General features: G+C 59.1%; 19 protein-coding genes and 1 other annotated feature. Of the genes, 8 read left to right on the forward strand and 11 right to left on the reverse strand.

The features are described from left to right. From ribD to PL599_RS17245, 6 genes are all read right to left on the reverse strand, one after another. Positions 1 to 507: bifunctional diaminohydroxyphosphoribosylaminopyrimidine deaminase/5-amino-6-(5-phosphoribosylamino)uracil reductase RibD (gene ribD / locus PL599_RS17220; protein ID WP_271359392.1), on the reverse strand; the 507-nt coding region annotated here is incomplete at its 3' end. Positions 508 to 509: 2 nt separating this feature from the next. After that, complete coding sequence (nrdR, locus tag PL599_RS17225; protein WP_003496675.1) at positions 510 to 989, reverse strand: transcriptional regulator NrdR; 480 nt, start codon at positions 987 to 989, stop codon at positions 510 to 512. Between the two features lie 12 nt (positions 990 to 1,001). Next, positions 1,002 to 2,291, reverse strand: coding sequence for a serine hydroxymethyltransferase (gene glyA, locus PL599_RS17230; RefSeq protein ID WP_269824218.1), 1,290 nt, complete (start codon positions 2,289 to 2,291; stop codon positions 1,002 to 1,004). Between the two features lie 193 nt (positions 2,292 to 2,484). Next, positions 2,485 to 3,816 carry a L,D-transpeptidase family protein gene (locus PL599_RS17235; protein ID WP_077982516.1) on the reverse strand — a complete coding sequence of 444 codons (1,332 nt, stop codon included), beginning with the start codon at positions 3,814 to 3,816 and terminating at the stop codon, positions 2,485 to 2,487. A gap of 366 nt (positions 3,817 to 4,182) precedes the next feature. Beyond that, the gene (gene ldtR, locus PL599_RS17240) at positions 4,183 to 4,692 is read right to left on the reverse strand and encodes a transcriptional regulator LdtR (protein WP_026363448.1); all 510 of its coding nucleotides are present in this window, start codon (positions 4,690 to 4,692) and stop codon (positions 4,183 to 4,185) included. A 234-nt stretch (positions 4,693 to 4,926) separates the two neighbouring features. After that, complete coding sequence (locus tag PL599_RS17245) at positions 4,927 to 5,364, reverse strand: DUF6163 family protein (protein ID WP_077982517.1); 438 nt, start codon at positions 5,362 to 5,364, stop codon at positions 4,927 to 4,929. A gap of 174 nt (positions 5,365 to 5,538) precedes the next feature. Here PL599_RS17245 and hemB point away from each other — a divergent pair, with 174 nt between their 5' ends. From hemB to PL599_RS17270, 5 genes are all read left to right on the forward strand, one after another. Beyond that, the gene (gene hemB, locus PL599_RS17250; RefSeq protein ID WP_077982518.1) at positions 5,539 to 6,552 is read left to right on the forward strand and encodes a porphobilinogen synthase; all 1,014 of its coding nucleotides are present in this window, start codon (positions 5,539 to 5,541) and stop codon (positions 6,550 to 6,552) included. Between the two features lie 97 nt (positions 6,553 to 6,649). Further along, positions 6,650 to 7,108, forward strand: a complete 459-nt coding sequence (locus PL599_RS17255; RefSeq protein WP_077982519.1) for an RDD family protein — start codon at positions 6,650 to 6,652, stop codon at positions 7,106 to 7,108. A gap of 177 nt (positions 7,109 to 7,285) precedes the next feature. After that, a complete protein-coding gene (locus PL599_RS17260) occupies positions 7,286 to 8,044 on the forward strand; it encodes an arginyltransferase (RefSeq protein ID WP_077982520.1) in 759 nt (252 codons plus the stop codon). 96 nt (positions 8,045 to 8,140) lie between these two features. Next, a complete protein-coding gene (locus PL599_RS17265) occupies positions 8,141 to 8,362 on the forward strand; it encodes an AbrB/MazE/SpoVT family DNA-binding domain-containing protein (protein WP_059752528.1) in 222 nt (73 codons plus the stop codon). After that, complete coding sequence (locus tag PL599_RS17270; RefSeq protein ID WP_059752524.1) at positions 8,359 to 8,748, forward strand: type II toxin-antitoxin system death-on-curing family toxin; 390 nt, start codon at positions 8,359 to 8,361, stop codon at positions 8,746 to 8,748. The genes PL599_RS17265 and PL599_RS17270 overlap by 4 nt, the downstream gene beginning before the upstream one ends. A gap of 66 nt (positions 8,749 to 8,814) precedes the next feature. Here the strand turns inward: PL599_RS17270 and parC are convergent, their stop codons facing one another. Next, entirely contained in the window at positions 8,815 to 11,067 is a 2,253-nt protein-coding gene (gene parC / locus PL599_RS17275) for a DNA topoisomerase IV subunit A (RefSeq protein ID WP_077982522.1), read from the reverse strand. Positions 11,068 to 11,296: 229 nt separating this feature from the next. On the opposite strand from parC, the gene PL599_RS17280 reads away from it, so the two are divergent. Further along, positions 11,297 to 12,487 carry a hypothetical protein gene (locus PL599_RS17280; protein WP_137410085.1) on the forward strand — a complete coding sequence of 397 codons (1,191 nt, stop codon included), beginning with the start codon at positions 11,297 to 11,299 and terminating at the stop codon, positions 12,485 to 12,487. A 43-nt stretch (positions 12,488 to 12,530) separates the two neighbouring features. Here the strand turns inward: PL599_RS17280 and PL599_RS17285 are convergent, their stop codons facing one another. From PL599_RS17285 to aspS, 4 genes are all read right to left on the reverse strand, one after another. Further along, complete coding sequence (locus tag PL599_RS17285) at positions 12,531 to 14,012, reverse strand: SulP family inorganic anion transporter (RefSeq protein WP_077982524.1); 1,482 nt, start codon at positions 14,010 to 14,012, stop codon at positions 12,531 to 12,533. A 75-nt stretch (positions 14,013 to 14,087) separates the two neighbouring features. Then, positions 14,088 to 14,143: a sequence feature (sul1 is cis-regulatory element that is thought to sense ions involved in sulfur or methionine metabolism; They are found in Alphaproteobacteria), on the reverse strand. A 77-nt stretch (positions 14,144 to 14,220) separates the two neighbouring features. After that, the gene (gene creD / locus PL599_RS17290; RefSeq protein ID WP_170985475.1) at positions 14,221 to 15,672 is read right to left on the reverse strand and encodes a cell envelope integrity protein CreD; all 1,452 of its coding nucleotides are present in this window, start codon (positions 15,670 to 15,672) and stop codon (positions 14,221 to 14,223) included. 255 nt (positions 15,673 to 15,927) lie between these two features. After that, positions 15,928 to 16,404 carry an FUSC family protein gene (locus PL599_RS17295; RefSeq protein WP_137410083.1) on the reverse strand — a complete coding sequence of 159 codons (477 nt, stop codon included), beginning with the start codon at positions 16,402 to 16,404 and terminating at the stop codon, positions 15,928 to 15,930. Positions 16,405 to 16,406: 2 nt separating this feature from the next. Continuing rightward, positions 16,407 to 18,194: an aspartate--tRNA ligase gene (aspS, locus tag PL599_RS17300; protein WP_173988660.1), complete on the reverse strand. Its 1,788-nt coding sequence runs from the start codon at positions 18,192 to 18,194 to the stop codon at positions 16,407 to 16,409. Positions 18,195 to 18,385: 191 nt separating this feature from the next. Between aspS and PL599_RS17305 the strand changes: the two genes are divergently transcribed. Continuing rightward, positions 18,386 to 19,657, forward strand: coding sequence for an MFS transporter (locus PL599_RS17305; RefSeq protein WP_077982527.1), 1,272 nt, complete (start codon positions 18,386 to 18,388; stop codon positions 19,655 to 19,657). A gap of 82 nt (positions 19,658 to 19,739) precedes the next feature. After that, positions 19,740 to 20,900, forward strand: a complete 1,161-nt coding sequence (gene rnd, locus PL599_RS17310; protein WP_077982528.1) for a ribonuclease D — start codon at positions 19,740 to 19,742, stop codon at positions 20,898 to 20,900. Positions 20,901 to 21,138 lie beyond the last annotated feature (238 nt).

The following is a 21,138-nucleotide window of genomic DNA, read 5'->3' on the forward strand; positions in this document are numbered from 1 at the left end:
GCCCTGCCTGCCGATCATGCCGTCAGCAGAAACCGCAAGCTTCAGAATCACATGCGGGCGTTTTTTTACCTGTCTTGTGAGGTAACCGGCGAGCGCCCTTTTACCTTCGTCCCGCAACAGGCCGGTTTCCACGACAATGCCGGCATCGCGCAATATCTGATAACCGCGGCCGGAAACGCGCTCATCGGGATCATCCACCGCCACCACGACACGGGCGACGCCGTATTCCACCAAGGCATTGGCGCAGGGCGGGGTTTTGCCCCAGTGGGAACAGGGTTCGAGCGTCACATAGGCGGTCGCGCCGCGCGCCGCCTCTCCGGCGATTGCCAGCGCCTGCCGTTCGGCATGCGGGCGGCCGCCAACGGCGGTCACGGCCTCGGCGATGATTCGCCCGTCTTTGACGAGAACACAGCCGACGGAGGGATTGGTGAGCGTTTGGCCCTGATGGCGAAGCGAAACCTCGATGGCGCGGGCCATGAACCTTTCGTCATCGACACGGGTGGTCACGGCTAGACCCCGGCGTCCGTATCGCGGGCGATCTTGGCGTTGATTTCGGCGATAACGTTCTCGAAATCCTCGGCATGGCTGAAATCGCGATAGACCGAAGCGTAACGCACGAAGGCTACATCATCGAGGCTTTTCAGTGCTTCAAGAACCTGTAGACCGATTTCTTCCGAGGGAATTTCCGTCTCACCCGAACTTTCCAGGCGGCGAACGATGCCGGAGACAGCGCGTTCGATCCGGTCGCGATCGACCGGGCGTTTGCGCAGCGCGATCTCGAAAGAACGCACCAGCTTTTCCCGGTCGAAGGGCAGCTTGCGGCCGCTTTTCTTGATGACCATCAACTCGCGCAGTTGCACGCGCTCATAGGTCGTGAAGCGGCCGCCGCAATCGGGGCAGATGCGCCGCCGGCGGATGGAGGTATTGTCCTCCGCCGGACGCGAGTCCTTGACCTGTGTGTCTTCGGAACCGCAAAATGGGCAGCGCATCGTCTTTTTTCCTTACATGTACGGGTACATCGGGAAACGGTCGGTCAGGCTGACGACCTTTTCACGCACCGCAGCCTCGACGGCGGCGTTGCCCTCGTCCGAATTGGCAACCTTCAGACCATCGAGAACCTCGACGATCAGCTTGCCGATTTCTCGGAATTCCGCTTCCTTGAAACCGCGCGTCGTGCCGGCCGGCGTGCCGAGACGGACACCCGAGGTGACGAAGGGCTTTTCCGGATCGAAAGGAATGCCGTTCTTGTTGCAGGTGATGTAAGCGCGGCCAAGAGCTGCTTCCGCGCGCTTGCCGGTGGCGTTCTTCTTGCGAAGGTCAACCAGCATCAGGTGGTTGTCCGTGCCGCCGGAGACGACATCCAGACCGCCTTCGATCAGGGTTTCGGCCAGCGCCTTGGCGTTCTTCACCACCTGTGCGGCATAATCCTTGAACTCCGGCTGCAAAGCTTCACCGAAGGCAACGGCCTTGGCGGCGATGACATGCATCAGCGGGCCGCCCTGCAGGCCGGGGAAGACGGCCGAGTTGAACTTCTTGGCCAGATCCTCGTCATTGGTGAGGATCATGCCGCCACGCGGGCCACGCAGAGACTTGTGCGTGGTGGTGGTGGCAACATGGCAATGCGGGAACGGCGACGGATGCTGGCCACCGGCAACGAGACCGGCGATGTGGGCCATGTCGACCATCAGATAAGCGCCGACTTCATCGGCGATCTCGCGGAAACGCTTCCAGTCCCAGACGCGAGAATAGGCGGTGCCACCGGCGAGGATGAGCTTCGGCCGGGTTTCCTTGGCCTTGCGCTCCACCTCGTCCATGTCGAGAAGGTTGTCGCCTTCGCGCACGCCGTAGGACACGACGTTAAACCATTTGCCGGACATGTTGACCGGCGAACCATGCGTCAGGTGACCGCCCGAATTCAGGTCGAGGCCCATGAAGGTATCGCCCGGCTGCAGGAGTGCGAGGAACACGGCCTGGTTCATCTGCGAACCGGAGTTCGGCTGGACGTTGGCGAAGTTGACGCCGAACAGCTTCTTGGCGCGCTCGATGGCGAGCTCTTCAGCGATGTCTACGAACTGGCAGCCGCCGTAATAACGCTTGCCCGGATAACCTTCCGCATATTTGTTGGTCATGATCGAACCCTGCGCTTCGAGCACGGCGCGGGAAACGATATTTTCCGATGCGATCAGTTCGATCTCGTGGCGCTGGCGACCCAGTTCCTTCTCGATCGCGCCGAAAATATCCGGATCGGCTTCGGCAAGCGGGCGGGAGAAGAAAGCATCTGTGTTCGACATGATGAAGGCTCCTGAAACAGTAATGCGATGGCGTCTTAGCGCCCTGCCCGGACAAGAGCAATACGGGCAGCGAGATTTGCCCGTCAAACTGCGACGTTGGGGCGAAAAGTGACGGTTGTTTTCGCCATCGACAAAGAAAAAGCCGCACCAGGATGGCGCGGCTCTCTCTCTATCCGAAAATGAGGGATGACCCTCAATTGCGCGGCAGCAGATCGTCGTCCACGGCACCTGCCGGCTGCTCCATGCCCGCGGTGGTGTTGAGCGCCAGTTCGGCATTGCCGTCCTTGCCGTAGATATCGTCGCGGAACTGAACCACGCCGTCCTTTGCCGACCATGCGGTGATATAGACGAAATAAACGGGAACTTCCTGAGCGAGCTTTATCGGCGTGTTGACGCGGGTGGCGATGACGCGTTCCATCTCCTGGCGCGACCAGCCGGGCGTGTCGCGCAGCAGCCAGCTCGTCAGGTCGCGCACGTTCTGCACGCGCACACAGCCGGAGGATTCGAAACGCATCAGCTTGTTGAACAGGCCCTGCTGCGGCGTGTCGTGCATATATTCGTTATTGGGATTGTGGAAGTTGATCTTCGTGGACGACATGGCGTTGATCTTGCCGGGGTCCTGACGGAACATCAGGTTCGGAGCCTTCGGCGCGAACCAGTCGACTGCGGTTGGCGACACTTCCTGTCCCTTACCGTCGATGAGGCGGATATTGTTCCGCTCCAGATAGGTCGGGTCCTTCTGCATCAACGGCACGATGTCCTTTTCGACGATCGAGCGCGGTGCGGTCCAGTAAGGGTTCAGGATGACTTCGTAAATCTTGGAGTTGATCACATGGGTCGGACGGCTGGCGCGACCGACGACGGCCGTGTTGCGCAACACGACGCGTTCATTCTCCACTGCCTCGATGGCGGCGGCCGGGATATTCACCATCAGGTGACGCTGGCCGAGATCGCCCGACATGGACTGGATGCGAACAAGGTTGGTCTGTAGCTGCGCCAGACGAATCTGCGCGGAAACATTGAGCGCCTTCGTGGTGTATTCGCCGATGACGCCATCCGCCGGAAGACCGTGACGGGCCTGAAAACGCTTCAGCGCGCCATCGACATAGGAATCGAAGGCGCTGGAGATGCCGGCTTCGCGCGGCAGGTCGCCGGACACCATCAGTCGCTGACGCAGCGCCTGCACGGAAGGATCGGAGACGCCGATCTGGAGACGCTGCTGCGACGCGGGCACTTCCGGCCAGCCGCCATTCTGCACTATCTGCTGATATTGCATGATCGCCTGCTGCATATAGACAGGCGCTTCGCGTCCAAGAACCGGATTGTTGGAAACGACACCCACGGCCGAACGCGAGGAATTGGCATCGAACTGGTCATCCCAATTGCCACGGCGCGACGAGCCCATGAGATCGTTCAGCGCGTTCTGCGCAAGAGCCGGCGCAGCGAGTGCTGCAACACCAACGGAAACGGCCGAACGCAGAAGCGTGCGGCGCGATACGGATTCGGAAACGGTTTTTTTTGTCATTCTACCTACCAGCCACTCTCTTCGGCATTATCAACAATGCCTAAATCAATATGATTAACAAACACGTACAACGTGTCTGCCGGCTGGTAGTACTCACCACCCATCTGTTGGGCGCTATTGTCTGGCAGAACAGTCGGCACTTGCCGCAACAGCAGGAGAAACAGCCGGCTCCTTCACCTTTGCCGGTCCCATATCAATATGGCCGATTCGTGTCACGGGCCTCACCTCACGAAGCTTTGTTCGCCTGAAAAACAGCGCGAAGGCCCGAACGAGGGTTATGCGTGACAGGGAAAACCGCGGAACGCGGAATCCGCAAGCCGGAAGCAAAATAATGCTCCCGGCTTAAACAGTGGAACCGTCTTGCGGTTACAGGCGGTAAGCGATCGAGTCGTTCCAGAAGCGATCGAGGCGCTGCAGCAGCTTGTTCATCTCGGAGAACTCGCCGGTGCCGATGCCGCCGACCTTTTCGATCGAGCCGACGTGGCGTTCATAAAGGCGGGCGACCGTTTCGGCGATTTCCTGGCCCTTTTCGGTCAGGCTGATGCGGACCGAGCGGCGGTCGACGCGCGAACGCTGGTGGTTGATGAGACCGAGATCGACCAGCTTCTTGACGTTGTACGAGACGTTCGAGCCGAGGTAATAACCACGCGAACGAAGCTCGCCGGCCGTCAGTTCGGAATTGCCGATGTTGAACAGCAGCAGGGCCTGAACGGCGTTGACGTCATCACGACCCTGACGGTCGAACTCGTCCTTGATGACATCGAGGAGGCGGCGGTGGAGGCGTTCCACCAGGTGCAGCGACTCCATGTAGAGCGAGCGGATGGTATCTTCATGTGCATCGGCAACAACGGCCTGCGGCTTAACTTTGCTATTGATCATGACTGCCTCACTGTTTTGTTTGGCGGTGTGTTTGTTTGTCTCCCGCCTTGAGTGAGAACCTAATCAATGCGCATAAAATTCTACTTAAAAGCTACGATTAACAAATGCTTACCTGCATTTTCCCCGGAGGGCCAAACTTGTGGCGAAGCGGGAACGCCCTGAGCGTGAACATTATAAATCAATGACTTAACGGGAAAAATTGGCGTGAAAACGGACCGAATTGCTTTATTCTTATGGTAAATCAATTCTTGCGCGTTCTTCATTCTGGCGGTGATCCAGCCAGAAAGCGACCAGGAATAGTATATAAATGGTTGCCACGAGACCGTGCATGACGGGCACCAGCGTGTTGGCACCGAAGATATGCGGCCACACCTTATACATGGCGATCTGCGCACCCGCGCCCATGACCCACATGACCGCACCCCAGGAGGCTCCGAGCCATAGACCGAGTGCTGCGACGGGGAAAATAACGGCCAGCGCGCTGCCAGCCACGCGCCAGGGCAGGTTCAGCATATCGAACCGCCCATGGCCGCCAAGCGAATAGCCTGTCAGCATCGCCCAATATTGCAGGCCGAACCAGAAACAGGAAACCGCAACCAGCCTCATGAAGACCAGAAAGAGGATTTCCGCGAGCGGGCGTTTCGGCAGAGGTTGAGAATCAGGTTCCATGGCCGGAAGATACGGTCTCGACGAACGGGCGACCAGCCCATATTGAATCTCGCCGCCCACCTTGTCAAAGCATCATCGTCGTCGCAGGACGCTGATGAGGGAAGATTGTCGCATTCGCATGGGCCACGCTTCATGATATGCAGCTTTCGAAATTTGATCGAAGGACATTCTGACATGCAGGACAAAACGCATCTGGTCGACGAGATCACCGGCCATCGCCGCATGCGGCGCAATCGCAAGGCGGATTGGACGCGCCGTCTGGTGCAGGAAAATCGCCTGACCGTTGACGATCTCATCTGGCCGGTCTTCATCGTGCCGGGCAGCAATATTGTCGAACCCATCCCCGCCATGCCCGGTGTCAACCGCATGAGCGTCGACCGGCTGGTGGAAGCAGCGAAGGAAGCCGCCGATCTCGGCATTCCCGCCATCGCCACCTTCCCGAATATCGAGATGGAGCTGCGCGACGAGACCGGCTCCAATGCCCTCGAGGCCAACAATCTCATCAATCAGGCAACGATCGCAGTTAAAAAAGCCGTTCCCAACATCGGCATGATCACCGATGTCGCGCTCGACCCTTTTACCAGCCACGGGCATGACGGTATTTTGCGTGGCGACGAGATCGTCAACGACGAGACTGTGGATCAGGTCGTCAGGGCGGCCATCCTTCAGGCGGAGGCAGGCTCGGACATTATCTCCCCTTCCGAGATGATGGATGGCCGCATCGGCGCCATTCGCCGTGGTCTCGACGCCGCCGGGCACCAGAATGTCGGCATCATGGCCTATGCGACGAAATTCTCGTCGGGCTATTACGGCCCCTATCGCGAGGCCATCTCGACGGCGGGCCTGCTGAAGGGCGACAAGAACAGCTATTACATCAGCCCCGCCAATGGCATGGAGGCTATCCGCGACGCAGCACTCGACGTGGAGGAAGGCGCCGATATGCTGATGGTCAAGCCCGGCCTGCCCTATCTCGATATCTGCTGGCGGCTGAAGGAGAATTTCGGCCTGCCGACATTCGCCTATCAGGTGTCCGGCGAATATACCCAGATCAAGGCGGCCGCCATGAACGGCTGGATCGACGGCGAGCGGGTGATGATGGAAACACTTCTCTGTTTCAAGCGTGCGGGCTGCGATGGCGTACTCACCTATTTCGCCATTGAGGCCGCACGCAAACTGGCAAAGGGCTAAAGCCCACGCTTATTGTATTCGGTCGTTTTCTTCCCATATTGTCTGCTGACACGGCACTCATGCCGCGCTGTCATGCCCTCTCAGGAGAAAACGACCGATGAGCCTCGACCAGAACCCCACCTATGCCGCACCGGATGACTGGCGCGCCTATAGCGGCGTCCTGAGCCGGCGGGTCTTCGCGTTTCTGATCGATTACGCGATCGTGCTCCTCTTGTGCATCCCGGCTGCCGTGATCGTCTTCTTCCTCGGCATTATCACGCTGGGTCTCGGCTTCTTCCTTTATCCGGCGCTGTTCGTGATCGTTGCGGTGCTCTATTTCGGCATGACACTCGGCGGCCCGTCGCAGGCCACCCCGGGGATGCGGGCGATGGGGATTGCGATGGCGCGCATGGACGGACGTCGAATCGATTTCCTGCTCTCGACCGTTCACATCGTGCTTTTCTGGGTCATCAACTCGGTTTTGACGCCGCTGATCCTGCTTGCAGGCCTGTTTACCGAGCGCTCGCGCCTCGTTCACGACTTCCTGCTTGGCACCGTTATCGTCAGAACGCGCTAATATGGCGGAAAGCCGCGTAAACGCGGCTTCCAACCCTTACAATACCTCATCCCGCAGTTGACGTTTTCCGTCATTTTGCCATTCTGTGGCATTATGCATGTCGCTTGAAGCGCCGCCGCCAGCCCCGTGAAATCGCGGCGCGCTTTCATAACAGACGCAGGAGGCGATCACGGTTCGATGAACACGCAGGCGACGCCCTCTCCCCAATTCTATCTTACGGCGCCGGCCACCTGCCCCTATCTGCCGAACCAGATGGAGCGGAAGGTCTTCACCCATCTGGTCGGCCCGCGCGCCGCGGAAATGAACGACCTTTTGACCCAGGGCGGTTTCAGGCGCTCGCAGAACATCGCCTATCGCCCGGCCTGCGAAACCTGTCGCGCCTGCGTGTCCGTGCGTATCCTCTCCGAGCAGTTCCAGCCGACCAAATCGATGCGACGCGTTCTTGCCGCCAACAGCGATGTCGTCGCAACAGTTCATGCCGCCGAACCCTCCACAGAACAATTCGCCCTCTTCCGCCGCTACCTCGACCACCGGCACCAGTCCGGCGGCATGTCCGACATGTCGGCGCTGGACTATGCGATCATGGTGGAAGACACGCATGTGAACACCCGCATCATCGAATACCGCGTGAGAGAACCCGGTTCCGGCATCGATTCCAGCAAGCGCGGCGAACTGCTGGCCGTGGCACTCAGCGACGTGATGAGCGACGGCCTGTCGATGGTCTATTCGTTCTTCAATCCGGAGCTGGAAAAACGCTCGCTCGGCACCTTCATGATCATCGATCACATCACCCGCACCCGCGCACTCGGCCTGCCGCATGTCTATCTCGGCTACTGGGTCGATGGTTCGGAAAAGATGGGCTACAAGACCCGCTACCATCCGCAGGAGCATCTGACGCCGCGCGGGTGGGAGGTTTATACGCCCGAAGAAAAGTAACCGGCATTTGGAAGTGTCACATCCAACCTCCGGAATTCGTACATTGTGTGCGAAGCTTAGCCATGTTATAACGCCGTTATAACAGGAGCTATCGTCATGAACATAACGATCCGCAAAATCGGCAATTCCGAAGGCATCATCATTCCGAAGGAAGTTCTGGATCGCATGGGTCTCAAGGCCGGCGACGCGCTGGAACTCAGAGAAACTGCCGGCAATATCGAACTCGTTCCCGAGCATGCGGAACTGAGAGAACAGCTTGAAGCCGCCCGGCGTGGTATGAAAAAATACCATACAGCTCTGAGAGAACTCGCCAAGTGAGCAATATAAAGTGGCTCTCCCGTGTCGCCATCGAAGTTATACATCAAGAGCAATTAGCCGAACACGGTGGCTTGCCGGGCCTCAAGGATGAAAACGCGCTCGAGGCAGCTTTGGCGCGTCCATTGCACAAAGCTGCCTATGGAGAAGAGGAACCACTGAAACTCGCCGCCGCTTATCTTTACGGTATAGCGCGCAACCATCCCTTTTCCGACGGTAACAAACGCACGGCTTTTCTTGCCGCCTACACTTTCCTTTTTATCAACGGACTTGAAGTCGTTGCCGAGCAAGCGGACATCGTGGCTTTTGTTCTCGATGTCGCTGCAGGTGAGATCGATGAGGACGGCGCATACCGTTTTCTCAAAGATCACACTATACCGCTCCATTGAACAGAAACGCCGCATATCGTTTCGATACGCGGCGCTTCATCGATAACCTGTCAATACCAGACGGCTTTACCCGCCAAACTTCCCGCTACGTGGAAAGCCCTTCGGCACAGTGCGGCCCGCCGTCGCGCGGTCGGCCAGCCATTCGCGCAGCTCTTCACCGACCTTGTTGAAGAGACGCCCGGCCGTGTCGGACCAGCTGAGGCCCTCGGCAAGCGCGAAACATTTCACGTCGACAACGCCGCCATCCTTGTAGCGCTGGAGGCGCACGCCCTTGCCACGCGACATTTCCGGTATCTGCGCCAGCGGGAAGGCCAGGAGTTTGCGGTTTTCGCCGACGACAGCGACGTGGTCGCCGGTAACGGGAACCGCGAGCTTGGCTTCGTCAGGCATGGATACGTTCATGATCTGCTTGCCCTTGCGGGTATTCGCGACCATTTCGCTTTCCGCAACGATGAAGCCGTTGCCGGCGGTGGAGACGAGCAGCAGTTTGCGTGATGGATCATGTACGAAGGCGGTCAGGATATCCTGATCGTTCTCCATGTCGACCATGATGCGGATCGGCTCGCCATGTCCGCGGCCGCCCGGCAGCTTGTCGGCCCCGAGCGTATAGGCCTTGCCGCCCGTCGTCAGCAGCAGCAGCTTGTCGGTCGTCTGCGCCGGGAAAGCAAGCTTCGGGCCATCACCCTCCTTGAAGGTGAGCGACGAGGTATCGGACATGTGCCCCTTCAGCGCCCGGATCCAGCCCTTCTGCGAGATGACGATGGTGACCGGTTCTTTCTCGATCATCGCCTGCTGGATGGCCTCGATATCGGCATCCGGCGCATCCGCGAACTGCGTGCGGCGGCGGCCAATCTCGGTCGCCTTGGCGTATTTCTTTTTGACCTCGCCGATTTCCCAGGCGACCGTCTGCCACTGCTTGTCGTCGGAGGCAATCAGCGCTTCGATTTCGGCCTTCTCATTGCTGAGGTCGTCGAACTCCTTGCGGATTTCGAATTCCTCGAGCTTGCGCAGATTGCGCAGCCGCATGTTGAGGATGGATTCGGCCTGCAGGTCCGTCAGCGACCATTTCGCCATCATCACCTGTTTCGGCTCATCCTCCTCGCGGATGATGCGGATGACTTCATCGATATTCAGGTAGGCGACAAGCAGGCCGCCCAGAATTTCCAGCCTGCGGTCGATGGCCGCCAGGCGGTGGCGGGAACGGCGGACAAGAACGTCCTTGCGGTGCGCCAGCCACTCGCTCAGCACCTCGTTCAGCGCCATCACCTTCGGCACCTTGCCGAGCGATAGCACATTCATGTTGAGCGGCAGTCGGCTTTCGAGATCAGACAGGCGGAACAGCGATTCCATCAAGAGCGTCGCATCGACCGTTCGGCTCTTCGGCACCAGCACGATTCGCACGTCTTCGGCGGATTCGTCGCGTATATCCTCAAGAAGCGGCAGCTTGCGGGCAATCAGCAGCTCGGCGATCTTCTCGATCAGGCGCGATTTCTGCACCTGGAAGGGTATTTCGGTGATGACGATCTGGTAACCGCCGCGGCCGAGATCTTCCGTCTCCCATTTGGCGCGCACGCGGAAACCGCCACGACCGGTCTTATAGGCATCGAGAATATTCTCGCGGCTTTCGACAATCACGCCGCCCGTCGGAAGATCGGGGCCGGGAATGAATTCCACCAGCTTCTCCACCGACGCATCGGGATGCTTGATAAGATAAAGCGCCGCATCGCATAATTCATGAGCATTGTGCGGCGGGATTGACGTGGCCATGCCGACAGCGATGCCGGATGCTCCGTTCGCCAGCAGGTTCGGGAACGCGCCCGGCAGAACAACCGGCTCTGAATTTGACTCGTCATAGGTGTCGCGGAAATCAACTGCATCCTCGCCGATACCCTCAAGCAGAAGCTCGGCCACCGCCGTCATCTTACTTTCGGTGTAACGCATGGCGGCGGGGCTATCGCCATCGATATTGCCGAAATTACCTTGGCCGTCCACCAACGGATAACGCAGCGAGAAATCCTGCGCCAGACGCGCCAGCGCATCATAGATCGCCTGATCGCCATGGGGGTGGTAGTTACCCATCACCTCGCCGACAATCTTCGCGCATTTGCGGAAGGCGGAATTGGGCCGCAGACCCATTTCGCTCATGGCGTAGACAATACGCCTGTGAACCGGCTTCAGGCCGTCGCGCACATCCGGCAGCGCACGATGCATGATCGTGGACAAGGCGTAAGCGAGGTAGCGCTCTTCAAGCGCTGCCTTCAAATCGACCGGATGGATGTTATCGTCTCCGCCGGACGGAGGTACAAGATTTTTTCCCATGGTGCTTGACTAGCGGAAATGCCGATTCCCGGCAAGAAATTCAGGGGTCGCAGCTGTGGATGAACGCAACCCTTTCATGCGATTTTTTGTTAACCGCGTTGCAAATGCCGCAATGCCGCCGTCATGGGAATCGATCTAAATCCTATAGACCTTTGAATAATCGCGAATATAAGTATCAGCATTCGAATTCGAACACGGTGCACAGCCGTACGTTGAGGGAAGAAACATCATGAGACTGAAATCCACCCGGCAGGTTCTTTTCGCGAGCGCCGCGCTTCTTACGCTTTCGGCGCCCGCTTTCGCGCTGGATGGCGGGGATGTTCTGAAGAAGATCAATGCGGCCTATGCCGCACAGGGCGGCGAGATCGCTGCCGGCTCCGTCGCCGTTAACGGCTCGACGGTGACCCTGAACAGCGTGACCTTCAACCCGGTCGCCGATCCGGCCAAGAAAATCCCGGTTGGCAATATCACGCTCGAAGGCGTCGAGGAAAACAACGGCGGCTACAAGATCGAGAACGCCCGTTTTGACGATATCGACTACCGGCAGGACAAGGTTGAGATCAAGGCGAGCGACATCTACATCTCCGGTCTCGTCATTCCCGCAGACTCCACCACTGGCACCATCGATGCGCTGATGTTTTATGACGAAGCGCATAGCGGCCCGATCTCCGTTTCTGTCGACGGCAAACAGGCTTTCTCGCTTGAGGAAACCAGCGCGACGATGTCGGTCAGCGATGACAAGAACTCCATTGGCTTCGACCTTGACGCTTCCGGTTTCAAGGCCGATCTCAGCGAAGTCACTGATCCCGCGACCAAGGACGCGATCGAAAAGCTGAAGCTGCAGGCGCTCTCCGGCGACATGACCATGAGCGGCAGCTGGGAAGTGGCCTCCGGTACCATCGATGTTGAAGAATACGCCATAGACCTCGATGATGTCGGCCGTCTCAACATGTCGTTCGGTTTCTCCGGCTACACGCTCGCCTTCATCAAGTCGATGCAGGAGACGGTGAAGGCGCAGGCCGCCAATCCGAACAAGGAACAGGCGGATCAGGCGGCGAGCCTCGCCATGCTGGGCCTGATGCAGCAGTTGTCCTTCATCAACGCGGAGATCAGCTTCGAAGACGCCAGCATCACCAAGCGCGCCATCGACTATGCCGCAAGCCAGCAGGGCATGACGGGCGATCAGCTTGCCCAGACCATCAAGGGCATGGCCCCGATCATGATGGCTTCGCTCAATGTTCCGGAATTGCAGAACATGGTGTCGGCGGCAATTAACACCTACATCGACAATCCGAAAAACTTCTCGATTACGGCGGAGCCGGAAAAGCCGGTTCCCTTTCCGATGATCATGGGCGCTGCGATGGGCGCGCCGAATACCCTGCCCAAAATGCTCGGCGTGACGGTGACGGCAAACGAATAGGACGACAAAGCCCCGGTTCAAAACCGGGGCTTTTCATTTTCACTCAATGCAATGGTGCGGCAGCGCCTTCCTGCTTGTCGTGCAGGGCGAAGCGGTCGATCATATGGGCGCTCGCCTCATTGACGCCGATCACCTCGACCCGCTTGCCGCCTCTGCGGAACTTCAGGACCACCTTGTCCAGCGCGCCGACCGCCGAAATATCCCACAGATGCGCCTCCGTGACATCAATCGTCACCGCCTCCACCTCTTCGGCAAAATCGAAGGCGGCGATAAAGCTTTCCGTCGAAGCGAAGAAAATCTGGCCGTCGACGCGATAGATCCGCTCTCGGCCATCGGCTGAAAGCTCCGGCCGGACATGGAAGAGTTTTGAAACCTTGCCCGCAAAAAACACGCCGGAGAGAAGGACGCCGGCCAGCACGCCCTTTGCAAGGTCATGCGTTGCGAGCACCGTGCCGACCGTCACCAGCATGACGATGCTGGAGGATGGCGGATTGCGGCGCAGATCAAGAATGGAGCGCCACGAGAATGTGCCGATGGAGACCATGATCATGACAGCCACCAGCGCGGCCATGGGAATGATGCGCACGAGATCATCCAGCACCAGGATGAGGAACAGCAGGAACGCGCCCGCGACGAAAGTGGACAAACGGCCCCTGCCGCCGGAACTGACATTGATGACGGACTGGCCGATCATGGCGCAGCCGCCCATGCCACCGATGAGGGCGGAGGCAATGTTGCTCGTCCCCTGCCCAATGCATTCCTGGCTCTTGTTGCTGCCCGTATCCGTCATGTCGTCGACGATCTGCGCCGTCAGCAGCGATTCCAGCAGGCCGACAGCGGCGAGCGCAACGGAATAGGGAAAGATTATCTGTAGCGTCTCGAAGGTCAGCGGCACCTGCGGCAGGGCCAATATCGGCAGCGTCGAGGGCAACTCGCCGAGATCGCCGACCGTGCGGATATCCATGCCGGAGAAAACCGCAACGCAGGTCAGGGCGACGATGGCGACCAGCGGTGACGGGATGATCTTCGTGACCAGCGGAAAGAGATAGATGATCGCAAGGCCAGCCGCGATCATGACATAGGTTTCGACCGGCACGCCGATCAGTTCCGGCAATTGCGCCATGAAGATCAGGATCGCCAGCGCGTTGACGAAACCAGTCATGACTGAACGCGAGACGAAGCGCATCACCCGACCGAGCTTTGCAAAGCCCGCCGCGATTTGCAGTACGCCCATGAGGATGGTGGCCGCGAAGAGATATTGCAGCCCGTGTTCCTTGACAAGCGTGACCATCAGGACGGCGGTGGCGGCGGTTGCCGCCGAGATCATACCCGGTCTGCCGCCTGTGAAGGCGGAAACGCAGGCGATGGCGAAGGAGGCGAACAATCCCACCTTCGGATCGACGCCGGCGATGACGGAAAAGCCGATGGCTTCGGGAATGAGGGCGAGTGCCACGACGATGCCGGAAAGGAGATCGCCGCGAATATTGGAAAACCACTCACGTCTGTAAGTCTGAAATCTGTTCATTTAATTTTTTTCGCAAAGAATGACGCACCGGCCGGAGCCATGTCCGGTAGATTAAGAAGGACTGTCGGTGCTTTGCGTTGTCTGGCGGATCGGCGGCCAGAAGAGCCACCCGGAATTTCACCGGGTCCGTGGTGAATGCCCCATCTATAAACGGCAAAAAAGCGGGCCGCAAGTTGTGCGCCCGCTTTTAAGATCAAGCTATCCCACCTCAGGTGGCGTTGGTCCGTGTGCTGTTTGCGACGTCGATCGAAACAGCCGCTCCAGACCAGTCCACTTTGCGTGTTGCAAACATGGTCGCCGCGATGGCGATGAACGATATGACCGCGCCGGCAAGCAACGCATACTCGTCCTCATTCAAGACCAGATACATCACGCCATAGGCCACCGCCAGAACGCTGAAAAGCGCAAGACCGTTGCTGCGACTACGGGTGGCACTGCCAAGATAAAAGGCAATCAGGGCCGCTGTGGAGAAGGAGGCCGCCGCATAGGCAACGGTGAAACCCGTATGTTCGGCGAGCGCGAGCAGCAGCACGTAGAAGACGATGAGTGCCAGACCCGTCAGCACATATTGTATCCAGTGCACAACGCTGCCGCCCTTGAGTTCCACAATGAAGACGGCGAGGAAGACAAGCGAGATGAAGCCGATGGAATATTTCAAAGTTCGGGCGATGACCTGATAGAACTTCACCGGCTCAACGAGATTGATCGTCATCAGGCTGTTGGAGAGCGGCAGCCGCGAACCCTCGACAACACGGTCTATGCCTCTTGCGAGATAGGGAATAGTCCAGCTGGCGTTGAAATCCGAAGCCGTGACCGTTTTGATTTCCGGCAGGAACAGGCCTTCGAAACCCGGATGCGGCCAATCGGCTTTTGCCGTAAAGCCCGTCGTCTGGCCGGCGGGTGCGACGGCGAAACTGCCCGACCCATTCAGCGAGAATGCGATATCGAAATCAAAGCCGCTCTCGATCAGGTTTCTGTCGATCGGCCTGTGCACGCCCGCATCTGATCTTATGGAACTGTTTTCACCGGCGCGGCTTGAGATGACAGAAATATCGCGCATACCGGGATCGAAGGGCAAAACTGCGCCGCCGTTTATCCGAACCCCGGCGCTCGACCTTATACCGGTAATATCCTCTATGCTGAGGACGAGAATGGCGTTGTCGAGGCGCGGTGTGCCGGCAAAACGGGCGAGATCTGTCAGGACTCCCTGCCCGAAGCGCCCCTTCAGCACGAGATCACCGTTATAGACGGGCAAGCTGTAGATCGAGAGCTTCTTTTCCTCGGTTTTGAGGTCGGCCGTCACCTGCAGCGTTTCCGGCATGACCAGCGCCCACTCCGTCACGCGATCCACGATGGTTCGGCCATCAACCTCGCGGCGGCGCTCCACGTCGAAGGGCACGGCAAGATAAGGGCCATTCACAACCTGATCGCCGCCCCACCCGTTCGCGATCCGTCCGGAAACCTCCCTCGCCCGGGAGGCGCGCTCTTCCGTCAGCCCCCAGACGAGCATGAGTGGAACCAGCAGGATCATCGAAATGAGACCGATCATCAGAAACTTCGCGCCGGGTGAACGCAGGCTGGCGGCAAAATTGCCGCGCGGCATGGCTGGAGGAATTGGCCCGACCGGCGGTGGCGGCTCTTTGTTCGTCTCGTGTACCATTCTGAAATCCTCATAAATATGATCGCGCCAGAACCGGAAAAATTTCGGCTGGCGCCGTCCCAGTTTTAAAATCAAGTGGCTTGCATCCCCGAATTGGACACAGCCCCATACTGGGGTTGGATTTCGGCCGTTTATTCGCGGAATTCGGTAAATCTCGCGGAAAAATTGTGGCGACGCCGGGATTGGTGTGCCAGCAATAGTTCCCATCGCGAGTGGTAGCTGGCTTTGGGGCGAAAGTGATGAGCGCAAGCGGAGCTAGAGCTTCAGCCGCTCGCGAAAGAAGACGAGCGCGACGGCCACACCGGTCGCGACGCCCACAATAACATCGACAAAACGGACAAGCCCGGCAACCTGCGGCCCCATCAGGAGCACCAGCATGGCTGAAGCGCCAGCCTGTATCGGCACGACCGGCGGCAGGCCGAATATGGAGGCGAGGATCATGGCGATGAAGGTCGCCGAGGCCAGCCGGATTTCAGCGAAATCATGTGGGACAAGGAGCGCGACCTCCCCGACGAGAATGCCGATGGTGACACCGACCATCAGCCCAAGGCCCTGACGGACATGGCTTGGAATTCCAGGAGCAAGGCAGATCAACGCGCTGATCGCAGCAAAGACGGGTTGTGGATGGCCAAGCCACCGATGCGCCACCCAGAACGCAAAAGCGGCCGCAAGTGCGGCCGCCAATGCACGGGTGAAGGCTGCGCGAACCCGGTCGAGCAGCGTCTTCAACACGATCAGTCTTTCTTGGACGGAACGACGCGCAGCGCCAGTTCGCGAAGCTGCGTCGGCGTTGCCGGCGACGGCGCGTTCATCAGGAGATCCTGCGCCTGCTGGTTCATCGGGAATAGCGTGATTTCGCGCAGGTTCTTCGCGCCGACCAGCAGCATGACGACACGGTCGATGCCGAATGCGCAACCGCCATGCGGAGGCGCGCCGTACTGGAACGCGCGGTAGAGGCCGCCGAAGCGCTCTTCCACGTCGGCCTGGCTGAGGCCAACCTTTTCGAAGGCCTTGACCATCAACTCCGGCGACTGGTTACGGATCGAACCGGAGGCGATTTCGAAGCCGTTGCAGACCGCGTCATACTGGAAAGCCTTGATGGAGAGCGGGTCCTGCCCTTCCAGCGCTTCCATTCCGCCCTGCGGCATCGAGAAGGGGTTGTGGGCGAAATCGATCTTCTTTTCTTCCTCGTTGTATTCGAAGAAGGGGAAATCGACGATCCAGCACATTTCGAAACGGTCGCGGTCGATCAGGTTCAGTTCGTCGGCGGCGCGGGTGCGCGCTTCACCGGCGAACTTGTAGAACTTGGCGGGATCACCGGCGACGAAGAAGCAGGCGTCGCCCGCCTCAAGGCCGAGCTGCTGGCGAAGCGCCTCGGTGCGTTCCTCGCCAATGTTCTTGGCGAGCGGGCCGGAGCCGCCGACCTTGCCGTCTTCTTCCTTCCAGAAGATGTAACCGAGGCCGGGCTGGCCCTGGGACTGCGCCCAGGCGTTCATGCGGTCGCAGAATGCGCGCGAACCGCCGGTCTTGGCCGGAATTGCCCAGACCTGAACCTTCGGGTTGGAGGCGATCATGTTCGCGAAGACCTTGAAACCCGAACCATCGAAGTGCTCGGTCACGGCCTGCATGACGATGGGGTTGCGCAGGTCCGGCTTGTCGGAGCCGTATTTGCGGATCGCTTCATCATAAGGAATGCGCGGCCATTCTTTGGTGACAGGCTTGCCTTCGGCGAATTTCTCGAAGACGGCCGTCATCATCGGCTCCATCGTGGTCCAGACATCTTCCTGGGTCACGAAGCTCATTTCGACGTCGAGCTGGTAGAATTCGCCCGGCAGGCGGTCGGCGCGCGGGTCTTCGTCGCGGAAGCACGGCGCGATCTGGAAATAACGGTCGAAACCGGCCACCATCAGAAGCTGCTTGTACTGCTGCGGCGCCTGCGGCAGAGCGAAGAACTTGCCTTCATGAATACGCGACGGCACGAGGAAGTCGCGCGCGCCTTCCGGCGAGGAGGCCGTAAGGATCGGCGTCGTATATTCAGCAAAGCCGGCATCGGCCATGCCTGTGCGCATGGCGGAGATGATCTGCGTGCGCTTGACGATGTTCTTGTGCAGCGTTTCGCGGCGCAGGTCGAGGAAGCGGTATTTCAGGCGAACGTCTTCGGGGTAGTCAGGCTCACCGAAGACCGGCAGCGGCAATTCCTTGGCCACGCCGAGAACCTCGATCTCCTGGGCGTAAAGCTCGATCTCGCCGGTCGCCATGCCCTTGTTGACGGTGTCTTCCGAACGCGCCTTGACGAGGCCGTCGATGCGGATGACCCATTCGCCGCGCACGGTTTCGGCAACCTTGAAGGCCGGGCTGTCAGGATCGGCAACCACCTGAGTAATGCCGTAATGGTCGCGAAGGTCGATGAAGAGAACGCCGCCATGATCTCGCACGCGGTGAACCCAACCGGAAAGGCGAACGGTTTCGCCGACGTCGGACTTGCGGAGAGCGGCACAGGTGTGGCTGCGGTAACGATGCATTTTTATATCCTGGAACGTGTCGTGCGCCCGTTGGAGGCCAGATGGGCGGCACTGTCGAAATTTGCCGGAAAAGCGCATGGCCAGCCTGATTTGTCAAGGCAAAGCGCAACAATGTCGCCTTCAGCCTGTCCTTTCCTCTGCCTTCGCTTTAGATAGGACTAATCCAGCCCGCCAAACCGAGTCGGCCCGCAATGAGCCAGATCAGACCTCTTATCCCGCTTCTCGTGACTGCCGGTATCCTCATCGGCGGCAACGGCCTGCAGGGAACCTATATAGCGCTGCGCGGTCTCTCCGAAGGTTTTTCCGCCAGCACCATCGGCCTCATCAGCGCCGCCTATAGCATCGGATTTGCACTCGGCTGTATTTCCGTAACGCGGCTTTTGCGCAAGATCGGGCATATCCGAACCTTTGCGACCATGGCCGCGGTCGCCTCCGCCGCTTCCATAGCCATGCCGCTCATCATCCACCCGCTATTCTGGATGCTGATGCGTTTCGTCATCGGCATTGCGGTCGCCTGTCTTTTCGCGGCTATCGAAAGCTGGATCAACGCGCAGGTCACGAATTCAAATCGGGCGCGCACGCTCTCCATCTATCGTTTCGTCGATCTCGGCTCCGTGACGCTGGCGCAATATGTCATTGCCGTGATGGGTGTCGAAGGTCCGGTGGTGTTTTCGTTAATTGCGATAGCGCTGGTGTTGTCTCTGGTGCCGATCTCGCTTGCCGACAAGTCCAACCCTGCCCCGCCGAAACAGATTCCCTTCGATCTTTTCGCCGTCTGGCGCATCTCCCCGCTTGCGGTCGTCGGTTGCGTGGCGGTTGGCCTCAGCATGGCAGCCTTCCGCAATATCGGGCCGATCTATGCCGAGCAGATCGGCTTTTCCGTTACCGCCATTGCCACCTTCATGAGTGCGGGCATTATCGGCGGGGTCGTGTTGCAATATCCGCTCGGCGTTTATTCCGACCGTTACGACCGGCGCATCATCATTCTCGCCACAACGGCGGGCTCGGTCATCGTCGGCCTGTTTCTCGCATTCTTTGCCGGCACGAATGAATGGAGCAACATCATCGGAGTCTTCATCTTCGGCGCTTTCGCCCTGCCGCTTTATTCATTGAGTTCCGCCCACGGCAACGACCACGCCAAGGAAGGCGAACATGCGATGATGTCGGCTGGACTGTTGTTTTTCTGGTCTGTCGGAGCGACGGTCGGGCCGCTTCTTGCCTCCGTCCTGATCGATCATTTCGGCCCGAAGGCGCTGTTCAGCTATACGGCCGCAATACAGATTGTTTTCATTGCTTACACGATTTACCGGCTGCAGGTGCGCGAAGGCGTACCACTTGAGGAACGGAACTGGCGGTTCAGCTCGCTGTTGCGCACCTCGGCCTATTTCCAGAAGCTCGCCGCCCCCAACCCACCCAAAAAGGATGGGCCGGAGCCCAATCCGCCTGAGAAAAACGATCCTTGAGCCTTGAAAAGCGGGCTTTGTATTGACATGCGCGCGGCAAAGGGAAAGTAAGACGGATAATTTTCACGAGTGGCCATTTGCAATGATTGAAACGACTGCCGCCCTCGCCGAGGCCTGCACGGAACTGGCGAAATCGGAATTCATTACCATCGACACCGAATTTTTGCGGGAAACGACCTTCTGGCCAGAGCTTTGTCTCGTCCAGATGGCGAGCCCTACCCTTGAGGTGCTGGTCGACCCACTCGCCAAGGGCATTGACCTTACGCCGTTGTTCGAACTGATGGCCAATCCAAACGTCGTGAAGGTTTTCCATGCGGCGCGTCAGGATATCGAAATCATCTATCATCTGGGCGGGCTGATACCGCATCCGATCTTCGATACGCAGGTCGCCGCCATGGTCTGCGGTTTCGGCGATTCGATCTCTTACGACCAGCTGGTCCAGAGAATCAAGAATGTGCAGATTGACAAATCCTCACGTTTCACGGACTGGAGTCGCCGCCCGCTGACGGAAAAGCAGCTGGATTATGCGCTGGCCGACGTGACCCATCTGCGCGATGTTTATCTGGCGCTGAAAGCCCAGCTGGAGCGCGAAGGCCGCTCGCTGTGGCTGACCGAAGAGATGGATATTTTGGAATCGCGCGACACCTATGACATGCACCCCGACGATGCATGGCTGCGGTTGAAATCGCGTCTGCGAAAGCCGACGGAACTTGCGATCCTCAAATTCATCGCCGCCTGGCGCGAGCGTGAGGCGCGCTCCCGCAACGTGCCGCGGTCGCGTGTCCTCAAGGACGATGCGATCTTCGAAATCGCCCAGCAACAGCCGAAGGACGCCGAGGCGCTGTCGCGGCTTCGCACCATTCCCAAGGGTTGGGAACGGTCCGCCTCCGGCACCGCCATCATCGAAACGGTGAATGCGGCGCTGGCACTGCCGAAAGAAGAGATGCCGAAGGCGCCGCGTCACAGCCACGCACCGGAAGGCTCCGGCGCTGCCGTGGAACTTTTGAAGGTTCTGCTGAAGCTGACGGCAGACAAGCACGGCGTCGCCGCCAAGGTTATCGCCAATAGCGACGATCTGGACAAGATCGCCGCTGAGGGCGAAAAAGCGACCGTGGCGGCGCTGACCGGCTGGCGGCGGGAACTCTTCGGCGATGTGGCCCTGAAGCTCATCAATGGCGAAGTCGCGCTGCGCTTTGCCGGCAAGAAGGTCGAGGCGGTGGAGGTTGCGGCAAGCGAGCCATAACGGCCCGCCGCTTTCCACCCCGACGACGACCTCCTCGACCGCTATAATCGCGGCCCGAAAGGCATGGGCTGCGGCTGGAGAGGCTGGAAGGAGAACGTTCCCTTCATTGACTGCGCCACCTGCACCCGCACGGGAGAACGCTGTTCGACCGGGCCTGGGTCGACGGCGACCGGCTGCGTTTCGCCGCCTTCCCCGTCAAATGGTCGAAACGCTCGCCGGATGACTGGCCGCAATCCCC

It is taken from the genome of Agrobacterium sp. ST15.16.055 (genome assembly GCF_027956555.1).
GTDB lineage: Bacteria > Pseudomonadota > Alphaproteobacteria > Rhizobiales > Rhizobiaceae > Agrobacterium > Agrobacterium salinitolerans.

Coding starts and splice junctions, on each gene's coding strand:
- nrdR (WP_003496675.1), bottom strand. CDS start 989: ATGCGCTGCCCATTTTGCGGTTCCGAAGACACACAGGTCAAGGACTCG.
- glyA (WP_269824218.1), bottom strand. CDS start 2,291: ATGTCGAACACAGATGCTTTCTTCTCCCGCCCGCTTGCCGAAGCCGAT.
- PL599_RS17235 (WP_077982516.1), bottom strand. CDS start 3,816: ATGACAAAAAAAACCGTTTCCGAATCCGTATCGCGCCGCACGCTTCTG.
- PL599_RS17245 (WP_077982517.1), bottom strand. CDS start 5,364: ATGGAACCTGATTCTCAACCTCTGCCGAAACGCCCGCTCGCGGAAATC.
- hemB (WP_077982518.1), top strand. CDS start 5,539: ATGCAGGACAAAACGCATCTGGTCGACGAGATCACCGGCCATCGCCGC.
- PL599_RS17255 (WP_077982519.1), top strand. CDS start 6,650: ATGAGCCTCGACCAGAACCCCACCTATGCCGCACCGGATGACTGGCGC.
- PL599_RS17260 (WP_077982520.1), top strand. CDS start 7,286: ATGAACACGCAGGCGACGCCCTCTCCCCAATTCTATCTTACGGCGCCG.
- PL599_RS17265 (WP_059752528.1), top strand. CDS start 8,141: ATGAACATAACGATCCGCAAAATCGGCAATTCCGAAGGCATCATCATT.
- parC (WP_077982522.1), bottom strand. CDS start 11,067: ATGGGAAAAAATCTTGTACCTCCGTCCGGCGGAGACGATAACATCCAT.
- PL599_RS17280 (WP_137410085.1), top strand. CDS start 11,297: ATGAGACTGAAATCCACCCGGCAGGTTCTTTTCGCGAGCGCCGCGCTT.
- PL599_RS17285 (WP_077982524.1), bottom strand. CDS start 14,012: ATGAACAGATTTCAGACTTACAGACGTGAGTGGTTTTCCAATATTCGC.
- creD (WP_170985475.1), bottom strand. CDS start 15,672: ATGGTACACGAGACGAACAAAGAGCCGCCACCGCCGGTCGGGCCAATT.
- aspS (WP_173988660.1), bottom strand. CDS start 18,194: ATGCATCGTTACCGCAGCCACACCTGTGCCGCTCTCCGCAAGTCCGAC.
- PL599_RS17305 (WP_077982527.1), top strand. CDS start 18,386: ATGAGCCAGATCAGACCTCTTATCCCGCTTCTCGTGACTGCCGGTATC.
- rnd (WP_077982528.1), top strand. CDS start 19,740: ATGATTGAAACGACTGCCGCCCTCGCCGAGGCCTGCACGGAACTGGCG.